Here is a 14,561-nt window from a genome sequence, read left to right on the forward strand (position 1 = left end):
GCCTCAAGTCCGTCGCCCCTCGCGGCGGCCAGATCCGCGCCGAGCCGTATGCCATGCCCTTGTTCGAAACGCCCTTCGCCAACCTCGACCTGATTCGCCAGCCGCCCCAGGCCAATGACCCGCTGCTGGCCTTCGATGCCGCCGACCAATACCTGCTGGAGCACCTGGCCACCCAAGCGCCCCAGGCCAACTGTCGAGTCCTGGTACTCAACGACAGCTTCGGCGCGCTGGCCGCCAGCCTGGCCGGTACATTGGATGTCACCAGCAGCGGCGACTCGCACCTGGCGCGCATGGCCCTGGAGAAGAACCTGGCAGGCAACGGCAAGCCATTCGATGCCGTACCATTCGTGCCCGCCAACGAGCAGTGGCAGGGGCTGTTCGACCGCGTGCTGGTCCGGGTGCCAAAAACCCTGGCGCTGCTCGAAGAACAGCTGATTCGGCTGCAGGGCCAGCTGGCCCCCGGCGCCGAAGTGATTGCCGGGGCCATGATCAAGCACCTGCCACGAGCCGCAGGCGACCTGATGGAGAAGTACATCGGCCCTGTGCAGGCTTCGCTTGCGCAGAAGAAAGCCCGCCTGCTCATCGCCACCGTAGCCGAACGCCCGCTCGCCCGCTCGCCCTATCCCAGCCGCTACCGCTTGGACAAGCCGGCCCTGGAGCTGGTCAACCATGCCAACGTGTTCTGCCGCGAAGGCCTGGACATCGGCACCCGCGCCTTCCTGCCGCATCTGCCTCGCGACCTGGGCCGCGCACGGGTGGCCGACCTGGGTTGCGGTAACGGCGTGCTGGCAATCGCCAGCGCCCTGGCCAATCCGGATGCGCATTTCACCTTGGTGGACGAGTCGTACATGGCGGTGCAGTCGGCACGGGAGAACTGGCAAGCCGCACTGGGTGATCGCAAAGCGGTGATCCAGGCGGCGGATGGCCTGGCGGGGCAGGAAAAGCAGTCGCTGGACGTGGTGCTGTGCAACCCGCCGTTCCACCAGCAGCAGGTGGTCGGCGACTTCCTCGCCTGGCGCATGTTCCAGCAGGCCCGCGAGGCGTTGGAGGTGGGTGGTGCGCTGTACATCGTCGGCAACCGCCACCTGGGCTACCACAGCAAGCTGGCGCGGCTGTTCCGAGGGGTGGAGCAGGTTGCCGCCACACCCAAGTTCGTGGTGCTCAAGGCCCGGAAATGAAGCAGGGCCGCTGTGCGGCCCTTCGCCAGCAAGGCTGGCTCCTACAGGGGCTCACGTAACCTGTAGGAGCCAGCCCCGCTTTCAGCTCAGTGCGTGCTCAACCCCGCCGCGCTCATGAACATGCGCATGCCATAGGCCACCACCCCGAGCGCCGCAACACTCAGTGCCCAGATCAGTACCAGCCAACCCACACGCTGCCACAATGGTTTTTTCTCTTCGCTGCTCATCATCACACCGCTCCTAGTGATAGCCATCGTCGTGGGTCACCTTGCCGCGGAACACGTAGTAGCTCCAGTAGGTGTACCCGAGGATGAACGGCAGGATGAACAGCGTGCCCACCAGCATGAAGCCCTGACTCTGTGGCGGCGCTGCGGCGTCCCAGATGCTGATCGACGGCGGGATGATGTTCGGCCACAGGCTGATGCCCAGGCCGCTGTAGCCGAGGAAGATCAGCACCAGGGTGAGCAGGAACGGCGTGTAGTGCGCATTGCGTGCCACCGCCCGCAGCAAGCCGTAGAAGGTCACCAGCACCAGGATCGGCACCGGCATGAACCACAACAGGTTAGGCATGCTGAACCAACGGTCGGCGATCTGCGGGTAGGCGATCGGCGTCCACAGGCTGACGATACCGATCACCGCCAGTAGCACCAGTGCCAGTGGCCGGGCCATGTCGTGCATTTTCCGTTGCAGCGGCCCTTCGGTCTTCATGATCAGCCAGGTGCAGCCCAGCAGGGTGTAGGCGACGATCAAACCCAAACCAGAGAACAGGGTGAACGGCGTCAGCCAATCCAGGTAGCCGCCGACGAACTTGCGGTCGACCACCTTGAAGCCCTCGATGAAGGCCCCCAGCGCCACACCCTGGAAGAAGGTCGCGACCAGCGAGCCCCAGATGAACGCCTTGTCCCAGATATGCCGCCGGTTGGCCCGGGCCTTGAAGCGGAACTCGAAGGCCACGCCACGGAAGATCAGGCCCACCAGCATCAGGATCAGCGGCAGGTACAAAGCCTCCAGCACCACCGAATAGGCCAGCGGGAAGGCACCGAACAACGCCGCGCCACCCAGCACCAGCCAGGTCTCGTTGCCGTCCCATACCGGGGCCACGGTGTTCATCATCACATCGCGGTCACGCTCATCCTGGACGAACGGGAAGAGCATGCCGATCCCCAGGTCGAAACCATCCATTACCACATACATCATGACGCCGAAGATGATGATCACGGCCCAGATCAGCGGAAGATCGATACCCATCTCAGTTCCCCTTGCTCAGGCGGGTGGAGTCGGCCTCATGGCCTTCATCGGCGGCGGACAACGGCCGTGCCGGCGTGCGTTTCTGGCCAGGGCCACCCGGGGTGTGCTCCTCGCCTTCGCCAGTCTTCGGCCCTTTGCGCACCAGGCGCATCATGTAGCCGATGCCGGTGCCGAACAGCGCGAAGTAGACCACCACGAACATCACCAGGGTGAAGCCGAGCTGGGCATAACTGTGGTTGGACACACCGTCGGCGGTGCGCATCAGCCCGTACACCACCCAGGGCTGGCGACCGATCTCGGTGGTGAACCAGCCGGCAAGGATCGCGATCAATCCCGAGGGCCCCATCCACAGGGTCAGGTAGAGGAACGGCCGCGAGCTGTACAACGTGCCGCGCTTGCGCAGCCACAGGCTCCACAGGCCGACGAAGATCATCAACATGCCCAGGCCGACCATGACCCGGAACGACCAGAACACAATGGTCGAGTTGGGCCGGTCTTCGGGCGGGAACTCCTTCATCGCCGGGACCTGCTTGTCCAGGCTGTGGGTGAGGATCAGGCTGCCCAAGGCCGGGATTTCGATCTTGTAACGGGTGGTCTCGGCCTGCATGTCCGGGATGCCGAACAGGATCAGCGGCGTCGGCTCGCCCGGTTTGTTCTCCCAGTGCCCTTCGATGGCAGCGATCTTCGCCGGCTGGTGCTTGAGGGTGTTGAGGCCGTGGAAGTCACCGATGACCGCCTGGACCGGCGCGACAATCAGCGCCATCCACATGGCCATCGACAGCATCTTGCGCACTGCCGGGTTGTCCCGACCACGCAACAGGTGCCAGGCCGCCGAGGCGCCGACGAAGAACGCGGTGGCAACGAAGGCCGCGGTAGCCATGTGCATCAGGCGGTAAGGGAAGGACGGGTTGAAAATCACCGCAATCCAGTCCACCGGGATCACCTGGCCATTGACGATTTCGTAGCCCTGGGGCGTCTGCATCCAGCTGTTGGAGGCCAGGATCCAGAAGGTCGACATCAGCGTGCCAAGCGCCACCATGCAAGTGGCGAAGAAGTGCAGGCCACGGCCGACACGGTTCCAGCCGAATAGCATGACGCCGAGGAAGCCGGCCTCGAGGAAGAACGCCGTCAGCACCTCGTAGGTGAGCAGCGGGCCGGTGATGGAGCCGGCGAAGTCGGAGAACTGGCTCCAGTTGGTACCGAACTGATAGGCCATCACCAGGCCGGACACGACGCCCATGCCGAAGTTGACGGCGAAGATCTTCGACCAGAAGTGGTAGAGGTCACGGTAGGTGTTGTCGCCGGTCTTCAGCCAGAGGCCTTCGAGCACCGCCAGGTAGCTGGCGAGGCCAATGGTGATGGCCGGGAACAGGATGTGAAAGGACACGGTAAAGGCAAACTGGATTCGGGCGAGCTCTAGGGCTTCTAATCCGAACATGGTGCTTCCTCTTCAGATAATCCGGCGTCCAGGCCTGTGGCCCTTGTCGCCCACTGCCCCCACAGTGATCGAGAGTGGCTCGTTGGAATTGTTCTGTTCGATCGCAGGGATTGCGGCCCGAAGGCCCTATTCGTTGCATCTGGAACGATTGATCCAGATCAACGGATGACTGCAAGCATAGTCCCGAATCACCCGCCCGGATGTGTGGTTGATTGCCGCGTGACCGGTTGTCCCACCCCCTGTTCCCGGGCCTGAAAAAGTGTCCACCTCGACATTCAGCAACTAAATGTTACAAACAGATGTTACGCTTCAGGCCCCTCTAGTTCCGAGGTTGCAGGCCTGCCGATGTCCGATTCCGCCCCGCAATTGCTGCGTCATCACCGCCCCTTCATCGCCTTCTGGCTGGCCCGGGTGTTCACCGCCAGCGGCTTCCAGATGCTCACCGTGGCCATTGGCTGGCACCTCTACCAGTTGACCGGCAATGTGCTCGACCTGGGCCTGGTCGGCTTGGTCGAGTTCGCCCCGCGGGTGCTGTTCATGCTGCACACCGGCCACGTCGCCGACCGCTATGACCGGCGCAAGGTCGCCGCCCTGTGCCAGACCCTGCAGGCACTTATCGCCCTGGCGCTGGTGCTGGGCAGTGCCACCGACAATGTCAGCCGCGAGCTGATTTTCGTATTGGCGTTCCTGCTCGGCGCCACCCGCTCGTTCGAGATGCCGGCGACCCAGGCCCTGCTGCCCAACGTGGTGCCGCCGGGGCTGTTCCCGCGCGCGGTGGCCGCGTCGGCGTCGGCCACCCAGGCGGCGACCATCGTCGCCCCGGCGGTGGGCGGTTTTCTCTATGCCTTCGGCAGCCTCTGGGTGTATGCCCCGACGGTGATCCTCTACACAGTCGCTTGCCTGCTCATGCTCAGCCTGGACGCACGCCAGCAACCACTCCAACAAGGCCGCGCCAGCCTCGACTCGCTGCTGGCGGGTATCCGCTTCATCCGCAGCCGCCCCGACATCCTGGGTGCCATCTCGCTGGACCTGTTCGCCGTGCTGCTGGGTGGCGCCACCGCGCTGCTGCCGGTGTTCGCCAAGGACATCCTGCTCACCGGCGCCTGGGGCCTGGGCCTGCTGCGTTCGGCGCCGGCGGTGGGGGCCTTGCTGATGTCGCTGTGGCTGGCGCGCTTCCCGGTGGAGCGCAAGGTGGGCCTGGTCATGTTCACCGCCGTGGGGGTGTTCGGCGTGGCGACCATCGCCTTCGGCTTGAGCACCTCGTTCTGGTTCTCGCTTGCGGTGCTGGTGGTACTGGGCGCGGCGGACATGATCAGCATGGTCATCCGCGGTGCCTTCGTGCAGTTGGAGACCCCGGATGAGATGCGCGGCCGGGTGAGCGCAGTGAACGGGCTGTTCATCGGTGCCTCGAACCAGCTCGGCGAGTTCGAGTCGGGGCTCACCGCGCACTGGTTTGGCACAGTGCCGGCGGTGGTGCTCGGTGGCGTGGGCACGCTGGTGGTGACCGGGGTGTGGATGAAGCTGTTCCCGACCCTGACCCATCGCGACCGCCTGCATAACGGTTGATCGAGCAGCCGCCCTCATCGCCGGCAAGCCGGCTCCCACAGTTTTTGCGCGGCCTTTGTGGGAGCCGGCTTGCCGGCGATGAGGGCAGAACAGACAGACCTCGTTTGCCCTCCCCAACGGCCATAGGCCCCCGCCCCCCATGCTGGTATGATGCGCGGCTTTTTTGCGCCCCACGCAAAACCACGGCATCCGGTACGGTCTGTGCTTTGCTGATGGGGTCGATACATTCACGGCGCGAGGCGCCCTGGGAGCAGGCATGCTGGAAAGGCTGTTTCAACTAAAAGCACACAACACCAACGTGCGCACCGAGATTCTCGCGGGCGTCACCACCTTCCTGGCCATGGCCTACATCCTGTTCGTCAACCCGAGCATCCTCGGCGAGACCGGCATGGACAAGGGCGCGATCTTCGTCGCCACCTGCCTGGCCGCGGCCATCGGCTCGGTGACCATGGGCATCATCGCCAACTACCCGATCGCCCTGGCGCCGGGCATGGGCCTGAACGCGTTCTTCACCTACACCGTGGTCCTGCACATGGGCCACACCTGGCAGGTGGCGCTGGGTGCGGTGTTCCTCTCCGCCGTGCTGTTCTTCCTGCTGTCGATCTTCCGCATCCGCGAATGGATCGTGAACAGCATCCCGCTGCCACTGCGCTCGGCCATCGCTGCGGGTATCGGCCTGTTCCTGGCACTGATCGCCCTGCATAACGCCGGAATCGTCGTCGATAACCAGGCCACCTTGGTAGGCCTGGGCGACCTCAAGCAGCCGGCGCCGATCCTCGCCACCCTGGGCTTCTTCCTGATCGTTGCGCTCGAGGCGATGAAAGTCCGTGGCGCGGTGCTGATCGGCATCCTCGCCGTGACCGTGGCCTCGATCGCCATGGGCGTCACCCCATTCGGTGGCGTGGTGTCGATGCCGCCGTCGCTGGCGCCGACCTTCCTGCAACTGGACATCAAGGGCGCTCTGGACGTCGGCCTGATCAGCGTGATCTTCGCCTTCCTGTTCGTCGACCTGTTCGACAACTCCGGCACCCTGATCGGCGTAGCCAAACGTGCCGGCCTGATGGGCAAGGACGGCCACATGCCGAAGATGGGCCGCGCGCTGATCGCCGACAGCACCGCCGCCATGGCCGGTTCGCTGCTGGGCACCTCGACCACCACCAGCTACATCGAATCCGCCGCGGGCGTCAGCGCCGGTGGCCGCACCGGCCTGACCGCCATCGTGGTCGCCGCCCTGTTCCTGCTGGCGCTGTTCTTCGCCCCGCTGGCCGGTAGCGTGCCCGCCTTCGCCACTGCGCCTGCGCTGCTGTTCGTCGCCGTGCTGATGGCCTCGGGCCTGGCCGAGATCAACTGGGATGACGTCACCGAGGCCGCACCGGTGGTGGTCACCGCCCTGGCCATGCCGCTGACCTACTCGATCGCCAACGGCATCGCCTTCGGCTTCATCGCCTGGACCGCCATCAAGCTGCTGTCCGGCCGTCGCCAGGACCTGAACCCGGCGCTGGTGATCCTGTCCATTCTGTTTGTCATCAAGCTGGGCTGGTTCAACGCATGAGTGCTGCCTTCGACCCGACGCAATACGACGCGCAGCTGGCGGCCAAGGTCGCCCGCCTGCGCGAGCTGCTGGCGCCATTCGGCGCCCCGGAGCCTGCGGTATTCGACTCGCCGCGCGAGCACTACCGCCTGCGCGCCGAGTTCCGCCTGTGGCGCGAGGACGGCCAGCGCCACTACGCGATGTTCGCCCCGGGCGAAAAGCACAAGGCGATCCTGATCGACGACTTCCCCATCGCCAGCCAGCGCATCAACGAACTGATGCCACGCCTGAAGGCCGCCTGGCAGGGCAATGAGGCGCTGAACAACCGCCTGTTCCAGGTGGAGTTCCTCACCACCCTGGCCGGCGATGCCATGGTCACCCTGTGCTACCACCGCCCGCTGGACGACGCCTGGGAAGCCGCTGCGCAGCAGTTGGCCGCCGAGCTGAAGGTCAGCGTGATCGGCCGCTCCAAAGGCAAGCGCCTGGTGATCGGCCGCGACTACGCGGTAGAGAAGCTGGACATCGCCGGCCGCACCTTCAGCTATCGCCAACCCGAAGGCGCGTTCACCCAGCCCAACGGCGCGGTGAACCAGAAGATGCTCGGCTGGGCCTTCGAGGCCATGGGCGAGCGTGACGACGACCTGCTGGAGCTGTACTGCGGCAACGGCAACTTCACTCTGCCGCTGGCCACCCGTGCCCGCCAGGTGCTGGCCACCGAGATCAGCAAGACCTCGGTCAACGCCGCGCTGCACAACCTCGACGAGAATGGCGTGGACAACGTGCGCCTGGTGCGCCTGTCGGCCGAAGAGCTGACCCAGGCATTGAACGAGGTGCGGCCGTTCCGCCGGCTGGAAGGGATCGACCTGAAAAGCTACGCGTTCGGCACCGTGTTCGTCGACCCGCCACGCGCCGGCATGGACCCGGACACCTGCGAGCTGACCCGACGCTTCGAGCGGATCCTGTACATCTCGTGCAACCCCGAGACCCTGGCGCAGAACATCGCCCAGTTGCAGGACACCCACCGCATCGAGCGTTGTGCGCTGTTCGACCAGTTCCCGTATACCCATCACATGGAAAGCGGCGTGCTGCTGGTTCGGCGCTGACCGCCAGATTGTTGGGGCTGCTCTGCAGCCCATTCGCGGCACAAGGCCGCTCCTACAGGGATTGCGCGGTACCTGTAGGAGCGGCCTTGTGTCGCGATAGGGCCGCAAAGCGGCCCCAGCATTCTCAGAAATCGAAGAACACCGTCTCCCCGTCCCCCTGAATACGGATATCGAACCGATACGCCGTCTTCCCCTCCACTTCGCAACGCTTGGCGATCAACGTCTCACGCCGCTGCGGCTGCTCGATCAGGTTCAGCACCGGGCACTTGGCATTCGCCTCGGCCTCGTCATCGAAATACAACCGCGTGTGCAGGTGGATATTGATGCCCCGGGCAAACAGGCTGATGTTGATGTGCGGCGCCATCGGCACGCCCGCAGCGTTGTTCACCACGCCTGGCTTGACCGTGTGCAGGGTCCACTCGCCGGCGTCGAAAGTGGTGGCGGTGCGGCCAAAGCTGTTGAACACGTTTTCCTGGTTGTAGTCGTCCTGGTACAGGCCCTTGGCATCGGCCTGCCAGACCTCCAGGAACGAGTCGCGCACCAGATGGCCGTTACCGTCGTACACCTGGCCGATCAGCAGGATGTGCTCGCCCGGGGCATCGGCCTTGGCCAGGCGGTTCCAGATTTCCTGGTCGCGGGTCGGGTTGCCGGCCGCTTCCAGGGCCAGGCCGATGTGCACGTAGGGGCCGGCGGTCTGCGAGGGGGTTTCCGGCAGCAGTTCGATAGGCATGACGGTACTCCTCAGCGGTTTTCGAAGTGGGTCTGGCGCTGGCCGCGCAGGACGATGTCGAAGCGGTAGGCCAGGCAATCCATGGGGTTGGCGTGGCTCATGTCGAGCTTGGCGATCAGCCGCTCGACCGCATCCGGGTTGGCGATCGACTTGACGATCGGGCACATCGGGATCAGCGGATCGCCCTCGAAGTACAGCTGGGTGATCAGCTTGGTGGCGATCGACGGGCCGCTGACGGAGAAGTGGATATGCGCCGGGCGCCAGTCGTTGGGGCCGTTGCGCCAGGGGTACGGGCCGGGCTTGATGGTGCGGAAGCTGTAGTAGCCGTCGCGGTCGGTCAGGCAGCGGCCGACACCGCCAAAGTTAGGGTCCAGCGGCGCCAGGTAGCGGTCGTTCTTGTGCCGGTAGCGGCCACCGGCGTTGGCCTGCCACATCTCCACCAGGGTGTTGGGCACCGGTTTGCCGTACTGGTCGACCACTCGGCCGGCAATGATGATGCGCTCGCCGATCGGCAGGCCACCGTTGTTGAAGTTCAGCAGCAGGTCGTGGTCATGCTCGCCGAAGCGCAAGTGGGAAAAGTCCGGGCCAGTGGTCTCGCTGATCGACTGCGGGATGCTCACCAGCGCCTGGCGCGGCGAACGGGCGATGGACGTCTTGTAGTCCGGAGTGAAGGCCTTGGGGTGCCAATTGCGATCACGGATCACGAAGCGGCTGGTGTCCTGGGCGGGCATGCCGGTTTCCTCTCTTGGAATTATCGAAGCGCCTGGGCGTGGCAGGCGGACTTGCAGTTTCCGGCAGGTGCAACGGGATGAATATTGAATTCCACGGTCATAGGCATAACCATTTGGTTATGTATAGGCGACCGCGCCGACGCCCATGACCACGCTGAACTAATCTTTGACTTCTTGTTTCACCAACCGGAGAACACACATGGAATGGCGAAAAGGCCGACGCAGCGACAACGTGGTCGATGCCCGTGGCGAAGGTGGCGGTGGCGGCGGCATGCGTTTCGGCGGCGGCAAGGGCCTGGGGCTCGGCGCCATCCTGCTGATCGTCGGCATTGGCTGGCTTACCGGCCAGGACCCGTTGCAGATCCTCGGCCAACTGGCCGGGCAGATGGACCAGCAGCAACAGACCGCCCCGGCCAATGTCGGCGGCAAGGCGCCACCGGCCAACGACCAGCAGGCCGAATTCGTCGCCTCGATCCTGGGCGACACCGAAGACACCTGGAAGGCCCTGTTCGCCCAGGCTGGCAAGCAATACCGCGACCCGAAGCTGGTGCTGTTCAGCGGCCAGGTCAATTCGGCCTGCGGCTTCGCCTCGGCGGCGGTCGGGCCGTTCTACTGCCCGGCCGACCAGCGCGTGTACCTGGACATGACCTTCTTCCGCGAGATGGAAACCCGCTTCGCCGCCGCCGGCGACTTTGCCCAGGCCTACGTGATCGCCCACGAGATCGGCCACCACGTGCAGACGCTGCTGGGGGTCTCGGCCAAGGTCGACGCCGCCCGCCGCAACGGCCAACGCATGGAGGGCGACAATGGCCTGCTGGTGCGCCAGGAATTGCAGGCCGACTGCCTGGCCGGGGTATGGGCCTACCAGGCACAGAAGCGCCTGAACTGGCTGGAGCCGGGGGACGTGGAGGAAGCGCTGAACGCCGCCAATGCCATCGGTGACGACCGTCTGCAGCAAAAGAGCCAGGGCCGCGTGGTGCCCGACTCGTTCACCCATGGCACCTCGCAGCAGCGGGTGCGCTGGTTCAAGGCCGGGTTCGGCAGTGGCGATGTGAACCAGTGCGATACCTTTTCCAGCCGTAGCCTCTGATGATCGCGGGGCAAGCCCGCTCCCACGCGATGTGGGAACGGGCTTGCCCCGCGCAGCTTTCGCTCAGAACGCAAACGTTTTCAGGCAGTTACAAATCTGCTGAAAAAGCGTTTCAGCTTCCCCCTGCCCTGCCGATAACTCCTGCACGAATCAGCAGGGCTCCCATAACAACAACGCCCAGCGATTGAGATCAAGTGAGCGAAATCATTTTCTGGGAGAGCGTGCATGAACAGCTGGTTCGCCAACATCAGCGTAAACCTCAAACTCGGCCTGGGCTTCGGCCTGGTGCTGGTACTGACCGGCCTGCTGGCCCTGACTGGCTGGAACAGCCTGGGCAGCCTGATCGACCGCAGCAACTGGATGGGCGACATCGCCCAGCTCAACAAGGACCTGACCGACCTGCGCATCGCCCGCCTGCAATACATGATCGCCAACGGCGACGACGCGGCGGCGGCCAACACCCAGGCCAAGCTGGACGCGTTCAGCAAGCAGCAGGAATACCTGGCCCGCACCTTCAAAAGCCCCGAGAACGTCAAGCTGCTCAATGAGCTGGGCCAGACCATCAGTGCGTACAAGATTTCGCTGGCCAAGATGCGCGCCGGCTACAACGCCTCGCTGAGCACCCGCGAAGGCATGACCGCCTCGGCCAACCGCGCCGACGAGGCCATGGACGCCCTGAGCCAGGACGTGATGGCGCGCCCCGAAAGCGACAGCGTGCGCCTGGCCCAGTACCAGCTGATCAGCAAGGCGCGCCAGCAACTGCTGCAAGTGCGCATCGACGTGCGCGGCTACATCGCCGACAACACCGCCGCCAACGAAGCCGCCGCCCTGCGCCAGCTGGACGCCGCGCTGGCCGAAGTCGACGGCCTCAAGCGTCAGCTGCCCAACGAAGCAGCACGCCTGCAACAGTTCGAACAATCGGTGCTGGCCTACCGTGACGGCGTGCGCCGTTTCCGCGATGCCGTGGCCAACATTGCCACCGCCCGCGCCGAAATGACCGTGCAGGGCGCCGACATCGTCAAGCGCAGCGATGCGCTGTACCAGATCCAGCTCGACCGCCGCGACATCGAAAGCACCCAGGCCCGCAGCCTGCAAACCATTGCCACGCTGCTGGCGCTGCTGGTCGGCGTGCTCGCCGCGTTCATCATCACCCGCCAGATCACTCGCCCGCTGCGCGAGACGCTGGACGCCGTGGAGCGCATCGCCGGTGGCGACCTCACCCAGAACCTGCGCGTCACCCGCCGCGACGAACTGGGTGTATTGCAGCAAGGCATCGGCCGCATGGGCACCACCCTGCGCGAGCTGATCACCGGCATTCGCGATGGCGTCACCCAGATCGCCAGCGCCGCCGAAGAGCTGTCGGCGGTGACCGAGCAGACCAGCGCCGGCGCCAACAGCCAGAAGGTCGAGACCGACCAGGTGGCCACCGCCATGCATGAAATGGCCGCCACCGTGCAGGAAGTCGCGCGTAACGCCGAACAGGCTGCCTTCGCCGCGACCAACGCCGACGGCGAAGCGCGCAGCGGCGACAAGGTGGTGGGCGAAGCGATCAGCCAGATCGAGCGCCTGGCCCGCGAAGTGAACCGCTCCACCGAAGCCATGGGCCTGTTGCAGGCCGAAAGCCAGAAGATCGGCAGCGTGATGGATGTGATCAAGTCGGTGGCCGAGCAGACCAACCTGCTGGCGCTTAACGCCGCCATCGAAGCCGCCCGCGCTGGCGAAGCCGGGCGTGGTTTTGCCGTGGTTGCCGACGAAGTGCGCGGGCTGGCCCAGCGTACCCAGCAGTCCACCGAAGAGATCGAAGGGCTGATCGCCAGCCTGCAGAACGGCACGCAACAGGTGGCCGACGTGATGAACAGCAGCCGTGGGCTGACCGACAGCAGTGTGGAGCTGGCGCGCAAGGCCGGTGGTTCGCTGGAGAACATCACCCGCACGGTGTCCAACATCCAGTCGATGAACCAGCAGATCGCCGCCGCCGCCGAGCAGCAGAGCGCCGTGGCCGAAGAGATCAGCCGCAGCATCCTGAATGTGCGTGATGTGTCGGAGCAGACCGCTGCGGCCAGTGATGAGACCGCTGCGTCCAGCGTTGAGTTGGCGCGCCTGGGTGGGCACTTGCAGACACTGGTCAGCCAGTTCCGCGTCTGACCTTGAAAGCATCGCGGGGCAAGCCCGCTCCCACAAGTTGTGGGAGCGGGCTTGCCCCGCGATCATTTCCGGCCGAGGTTACTTGACGATCATCCCCACCCCACGCCCACGCGGATCCGACGCGGTTTCCAGCTTCTCCCCGGTCACCCGGATCGCCTGGATATCGCCCATCTCCCAGCCCTGGTCCTCCAGCACATATCCCATCTTCTTCAGGTCATCGGCCACCTCGCCGGTGAGTGGCGCATAGCTGTCGAAGTAAATGGTGTCCTTGGGCAGCAACTGGTGATGCACCCGCTGCGCCGCCACCGATTTCTCCAGCGGCATGTTGTAGTCGTACAGGTTGTTCATCACCTGGAAGATCGAGGTGAAGATCCGCGAACCGCCCGGAGTGCCCACCACCAGCACCACCTTGCCGTCACGGGTCACCAGGGTCGGGCTCATCGACGAAAGCATGCGCTTGCCCGGGGCGATGGCGTTGGCGTCACCGCCCACCACACCGAAGGCGTTGGCCGCGCCCGGCTTGGCGCTGAAATCGTCCATCTCGTCGTTGAGCAAGAAGCCTGCGCCCTTCACCACCACGCCGCTGCCGTAGTCGAGGTTGAGGGTGTAGGTGTTGCTCACCGCGTTGCCCTGTTTGTCGACGATGGAGAAGTGCGTGGTCTGGTGCGGCTCCAGGCCCGGCTTGACCTTGTCGGTCTCGGAGATCGCATTCGGGTTGACCTGCTCTGCGCGCTTGGCCAGGTAGTCCTTGGCGACCAGCTTGTCCACCGGCACCTGGGTGAACGCCGGGTCACCCAGGTAGTCGGCGCGGTCGGCGAATACCCGTTTTTCGATTTCGGCCAGCAGGTGAATGTACTTCGCCGAGTTGTGCTCGACGCCCTTGAAGTCGGCCGCGCGGTCTTCCTTGATACCCAGCAGCTGGGCCAGGGCCACGCCGCCGGAGCTTGGTGGTGGCGCGGTGTAGACCACGTTGCCGCGCCAGTCGATGGCCATCGGGTTGCGCCACAGCGCTTTATAGTCCTTGAGGTCTTCCTTGGTGATCAGGCCCTTGTCGGCCTGCATCTGCGCCACCAGCAGGTCGGCGGTCTTGCCCTGGTAGAACTCGCTGACGCCCTTGTCGGCGATGCGTTCGAGGGTCTGCGCCAGCTCCGGCTGCTTGAACAGCTCGCCCACCTTCATGCTGCCGAAGTAGTCATTGAAGTTGGTGGCGGTCTTGAACAGGCCCTGGGCGTCGTCGCGGTACTGGTACTGTTTCTGGGCGATCTTGAAGCCATTCTTCGCATAGCCGATGGCCGGGGTGAGCAGCTCGCTCCACTTGAGCTTGCCGAACTTCTGGTGCGCCTCCCACAGGCCCATCACCGTGCCCGGCACGCCCGCGGCGCGCACGCCGACCAGGCTGAGGTTCTCGATCACCTCGCCCTTGTCATCCAGGTACATGGTCTTGGTGGCGGCCTTGGGCGCCACTTCGCGGTAGTCGAGGAAGTACGGCTTGCCGTCGACGAACAGGGTCATGAAGCCACCGCCGCCGATGTTGCCGGCCTCGGGGTAGGTCACGGCGAGGGTGAAGGCGGTGGCCACTGCCGCGTCCACGGCGTTACCGCCCTTCTTGAGGATATCGGCGGCCACCTGTGCGCCATATTGATCAGGCGCGGCCACCGCCCCGCCTTCCAACGTCACCGCAAACGCGGAGGAACAGCTCAGGATCGCGACCCCGAGGGCCAGGGGCTGGAACATGACGAGACGCATGGGCACTTCCTTGGTGTTGTTTTTGTTGATCAGTCATTAAGGCCGAAGCGCTTCG

12 protein-coding genes are annotated in these 14,561 nt (G+C 64.8%); 6 read left to right on the forward strand and 6 right to left on the reverse strand.

The genetic code is table 11. The features are described 5' to 3' along the window. Window positions 1–53 precede the first annotated feature (53 nt). The gene (locus IX761_RS13105; protein WP_194790006.1) at window positions 54–1,178 is read left to right on the forward strand and encodes a methyltransferase; all 1,125 of its coding nucleotides are present in this window, start codon (window positions 54–56) and stop codon (window positions 1,176–1,178) included. Between the two features lie 86 nt (window positions 1,179–1,264). Here the strand turns inward: IX761_RS13105 and IX761_RS13110 are convergent, their stop codons facing one another. Genes IX761_RS13110 through IX761_RS13120 form a run of 3 tightly spaced genes read right to left on the reverse strand, consistent with a single transcriptional unit; the run spans window position 1,265 to window position 3,864 of the window. Continuing rightward, window positions 1,265–1,405, reverse strand: coding sequence for a DUF2474 domain-containing protein (locus tag IX761_RS13110; RefSeq protein WP_416366782.1), 141 nt, complete (start codon window positions 1,403–1,405; stop codon window positions 1,265–1,267). A gap of 13 nt (window positions 1,406–1,418) precedes the next feature. After that, entirely contained in the window at window positions 1,419–2,426 is a 1,008-nt protein-coding gene (cydB, locus tag IX761_RS13115; protein ID WP_194790008.1) for a cytochrome d ubiquinol oxidase subunit II, read from the reverse strand. A gap of 1 nt (window position 2,427) precedes the next feature. Next, complete coding sequence (locus IX761_RS13120) at window positions 2,428–3,864, reverse strand: cytochrome ubiquinol oxidase subunit I (RefSeq protein ID WP_194790009.1); 1,437 nt, start codon at window positions 3,862–3,864, stop codon at window positions 2,428–2,430. A gap of 345 nt (window positions 3,865–4,209) precedes the next feature. Here IX761_RS13120 and IX761_RS13125 point away from each other — a divergent pair, with 345 nt between their 5' ends. From IX761_RS13125 to trmA, 3 genes are all read left to right on the forward strand, one after another. Next, window positions 4,210–5,430, forward strand: a complete 1,221-nt coding sequence (locus tag IX761_RS13125; RefSeq protein ID WP_194790010.1) for an MFS transporter — start codon at window positions 4,210–4,212, stop codon at window positions 5,428–5,430. A 256-nt stretch (window positions 5,431–5,686) separates the two neighbouring features. Continuing rightward, window positions 5,687–6,982, forward strand: coding sequence for an NCS2 family permease (locus IX761_RS13130; RefSeq protein WP_194790011.1), 1,296 nt, complete (start codon window positions 5,687–5,689; stop codon window positions 6,980–6,982). After that, window positions 6,979–8,064 (forward strand): tRNA (uridine(54)-C5)-methyltransferase TrmA, encoded by a 1,086-nt coding sequence (gene trmA, locus IX761_RS13135; protein WP_194790012.1) that lies wholly within the window; start codon window positions 6,979–6,981, stop codon window positions 8,062–8,064. The genes IX761_RS13130 and trmA overlap by 4 nt, the downstream gene beginning before the upstream one ends. 124 nt (window positions 8,065–8,188) lie before the next feature. Here trmA and pcaG read toward each other — a convergent pair whose 3' ends face one another. Together pcaG and pcaH are read right to left on the reverse strand one after the other, a co-directional pair. Then, complete coding sequence (gene pcaG, locus IX761_RS13140) at window positions 8,189–8,794, reverse strand: protocatechuate 3,4-dioxygenase subunit alpha (RefSeq protein ID WP_194790013.1); 606 nt, start codon at window positions 8,792–8,794, stop codon at window positions 8,189–8,191. Window positions 8,795–8,805: 11 nt separating this feature from the next. Next, the gene (gene pcaH, locus IX761_RS13145) at window positions 8,806–9,525 is read right to left on the reverse strand and encodes a protocatechuate 3,4-dioxygenase subunit beta (RefSeq protein WP_194790014.1); all 720 of its coding nucleotides are present in this window, start codon (window positions 9,523–9,525) and stop codon (window positions 8,806–8,808) included. Between the two features lie 199 nt (window positions 9,526–9,724). On the opposite strand from pcaH, the gene IX761_RS13150 reads away from it, so the two are divergent. Together IX761_RS13150 and IX761_RS13155 are read left to right on the forward strand one after the other, a co-directional pair. Continuing rightward, window positions 9,725–10,615 carry a neutral zinc metallopeptidase gene (locus tag IX761_RS13150; RefSeq protein ID WP_194790015.1) on the forward strand — a complete coding sequence of 297 codons (891 nt, stop codon included), beginning with the start codon at window positions 9,725–9,727 and terminating at the stop codon, window positions 10,613–10,615. A gap of 225 nt (window positions 10,616–10,840) precedes the next feature. Further along, window positions 10,841–12,760 (forward strand): methyl-accepting chemotaxis protein, encoded by a 1,920-nt coding sequence (locus IX761_RS13155; RefSeq protein ID WP_194790016.1) that lies wholly within the window; start codon window positions 10,841–10,843, stop codon window positions 12,758–12,760. 78 nt (window positions 12,761–12,838) lie between these two features. Here the strand turns inward: IX761_RS13155 and ggt are convergent, their stop codons facing one another. After that, window positions 12,839–14,506, reverse strand: coding sequence for a gamma-glutamyltransferase (ggt, locus tag IX761_RS13160; RefSeq protein WP_194790017.1), 1,668 nt, complete (start codon window positions 14,504–14,506; stop codon window positions 12,839–12,841). Window positions 14,507–14,561 lie beyond the last annotated feature (55 nt).

Source organism: Pseudomonas sp. UFMG81 (assembly GCF_015354575.1).
Lineage (GTDB): Bacteria > Pseudomonadota > Gammaproteobacteria > Pseudomonadales > Pseudomonadaceae > Aquipseudomonas.

What these genes read in the sequence shown, in the direction of transcription:
- IX761_RS13125 (WP_194790010.1), top strand. Translation starts at nt 4,210, where the DNA reads ATGTCCGATTCCGCCCCGCAATTGCTGCGTCATCACCGCCCCTTCATC.
- trmA (WP_194790012.1), top strand. Translation starts at nt 6,979, where the DNA reads ATGAGTGCTGCCTTCGACCCGACGCAATACGACGCGCAGCTGGCGGCC.
- pcaG (WP_194790013.1), bottom strand. Translation starts at nt 8,794, where the DNA reads ATGCCTATCGAACTGCTGCCGGAAACCCCCTCGCAGACCGCCGGCCCC.
- ggt (WP_194790017.1), bottom strand. Translation starts at nt 14,506, where the DNA reads ATGCGTCTCGTCATGTTCCAGCCCCTGGCCCTCGGGGTCGCGATCCTG.
- IX761_RS13110 (WP_416366782.1), bottom strand. Translation starts at nt 1,405, where the DNA reads ATGAGCAGCGAAGAGAAAAAACCATTGTGGCAGCGTGTGGGTTGGCTG.
- IX761_RS13120 (WP_194790009.1), bottom strand. Translation starts at nt 3,864, where the DNA reads ATGTTCGGATTAGAAGCCCTAGAGCTCGCCCGAATCCAGTTTGCCTTT.
- IX761_RS13105 (WP_194790006.1), top strand. Translation starts at nt 54, where the DNA reads ATGCCCTTGTTCGAAACGCCCTTCGCCAACCTCGACCTGATTCGCCAG.
- pcaH (WP_194790014.1), bottom strand. Translation starts at nt 9,525, where the DNA reads ATGCCCGCCCAGGACACCAGCCGCTTCGTGATCCGTGATCGCAATTGG.
- cydB (WP_194790008.1), bottom strand. Translation starts at nt 2,426, where the DNA reads ATGGGTATCGATCTTCCGCTGATCTGGGCCGTGATCATCATCTTCGGC.
- IX761_RS13155 (WP_194790016.1), top strand. Translation starts at nt 10,841, where the DNA reads ATGAACAGCTGGTTCGCCAACATCAGCGTAAACCTCAAACTCGGCCTG.
- IX761_RS13130 (WP_194790011.1), top strand. Translation starts at nt 5,687, where the DNA reads ATGCTGGAAAGGCTGTTTCAACTAAAAGCACACAACACCAACGTGCGC.
- IX761_RS13150 (WP_194790015.1), top strand. Translation starts at nt 9,725, where the DNA reads ATGGAATGGCGAAAAGGCCGACGCAGCGACAACGTGGTCGATGCCCGT.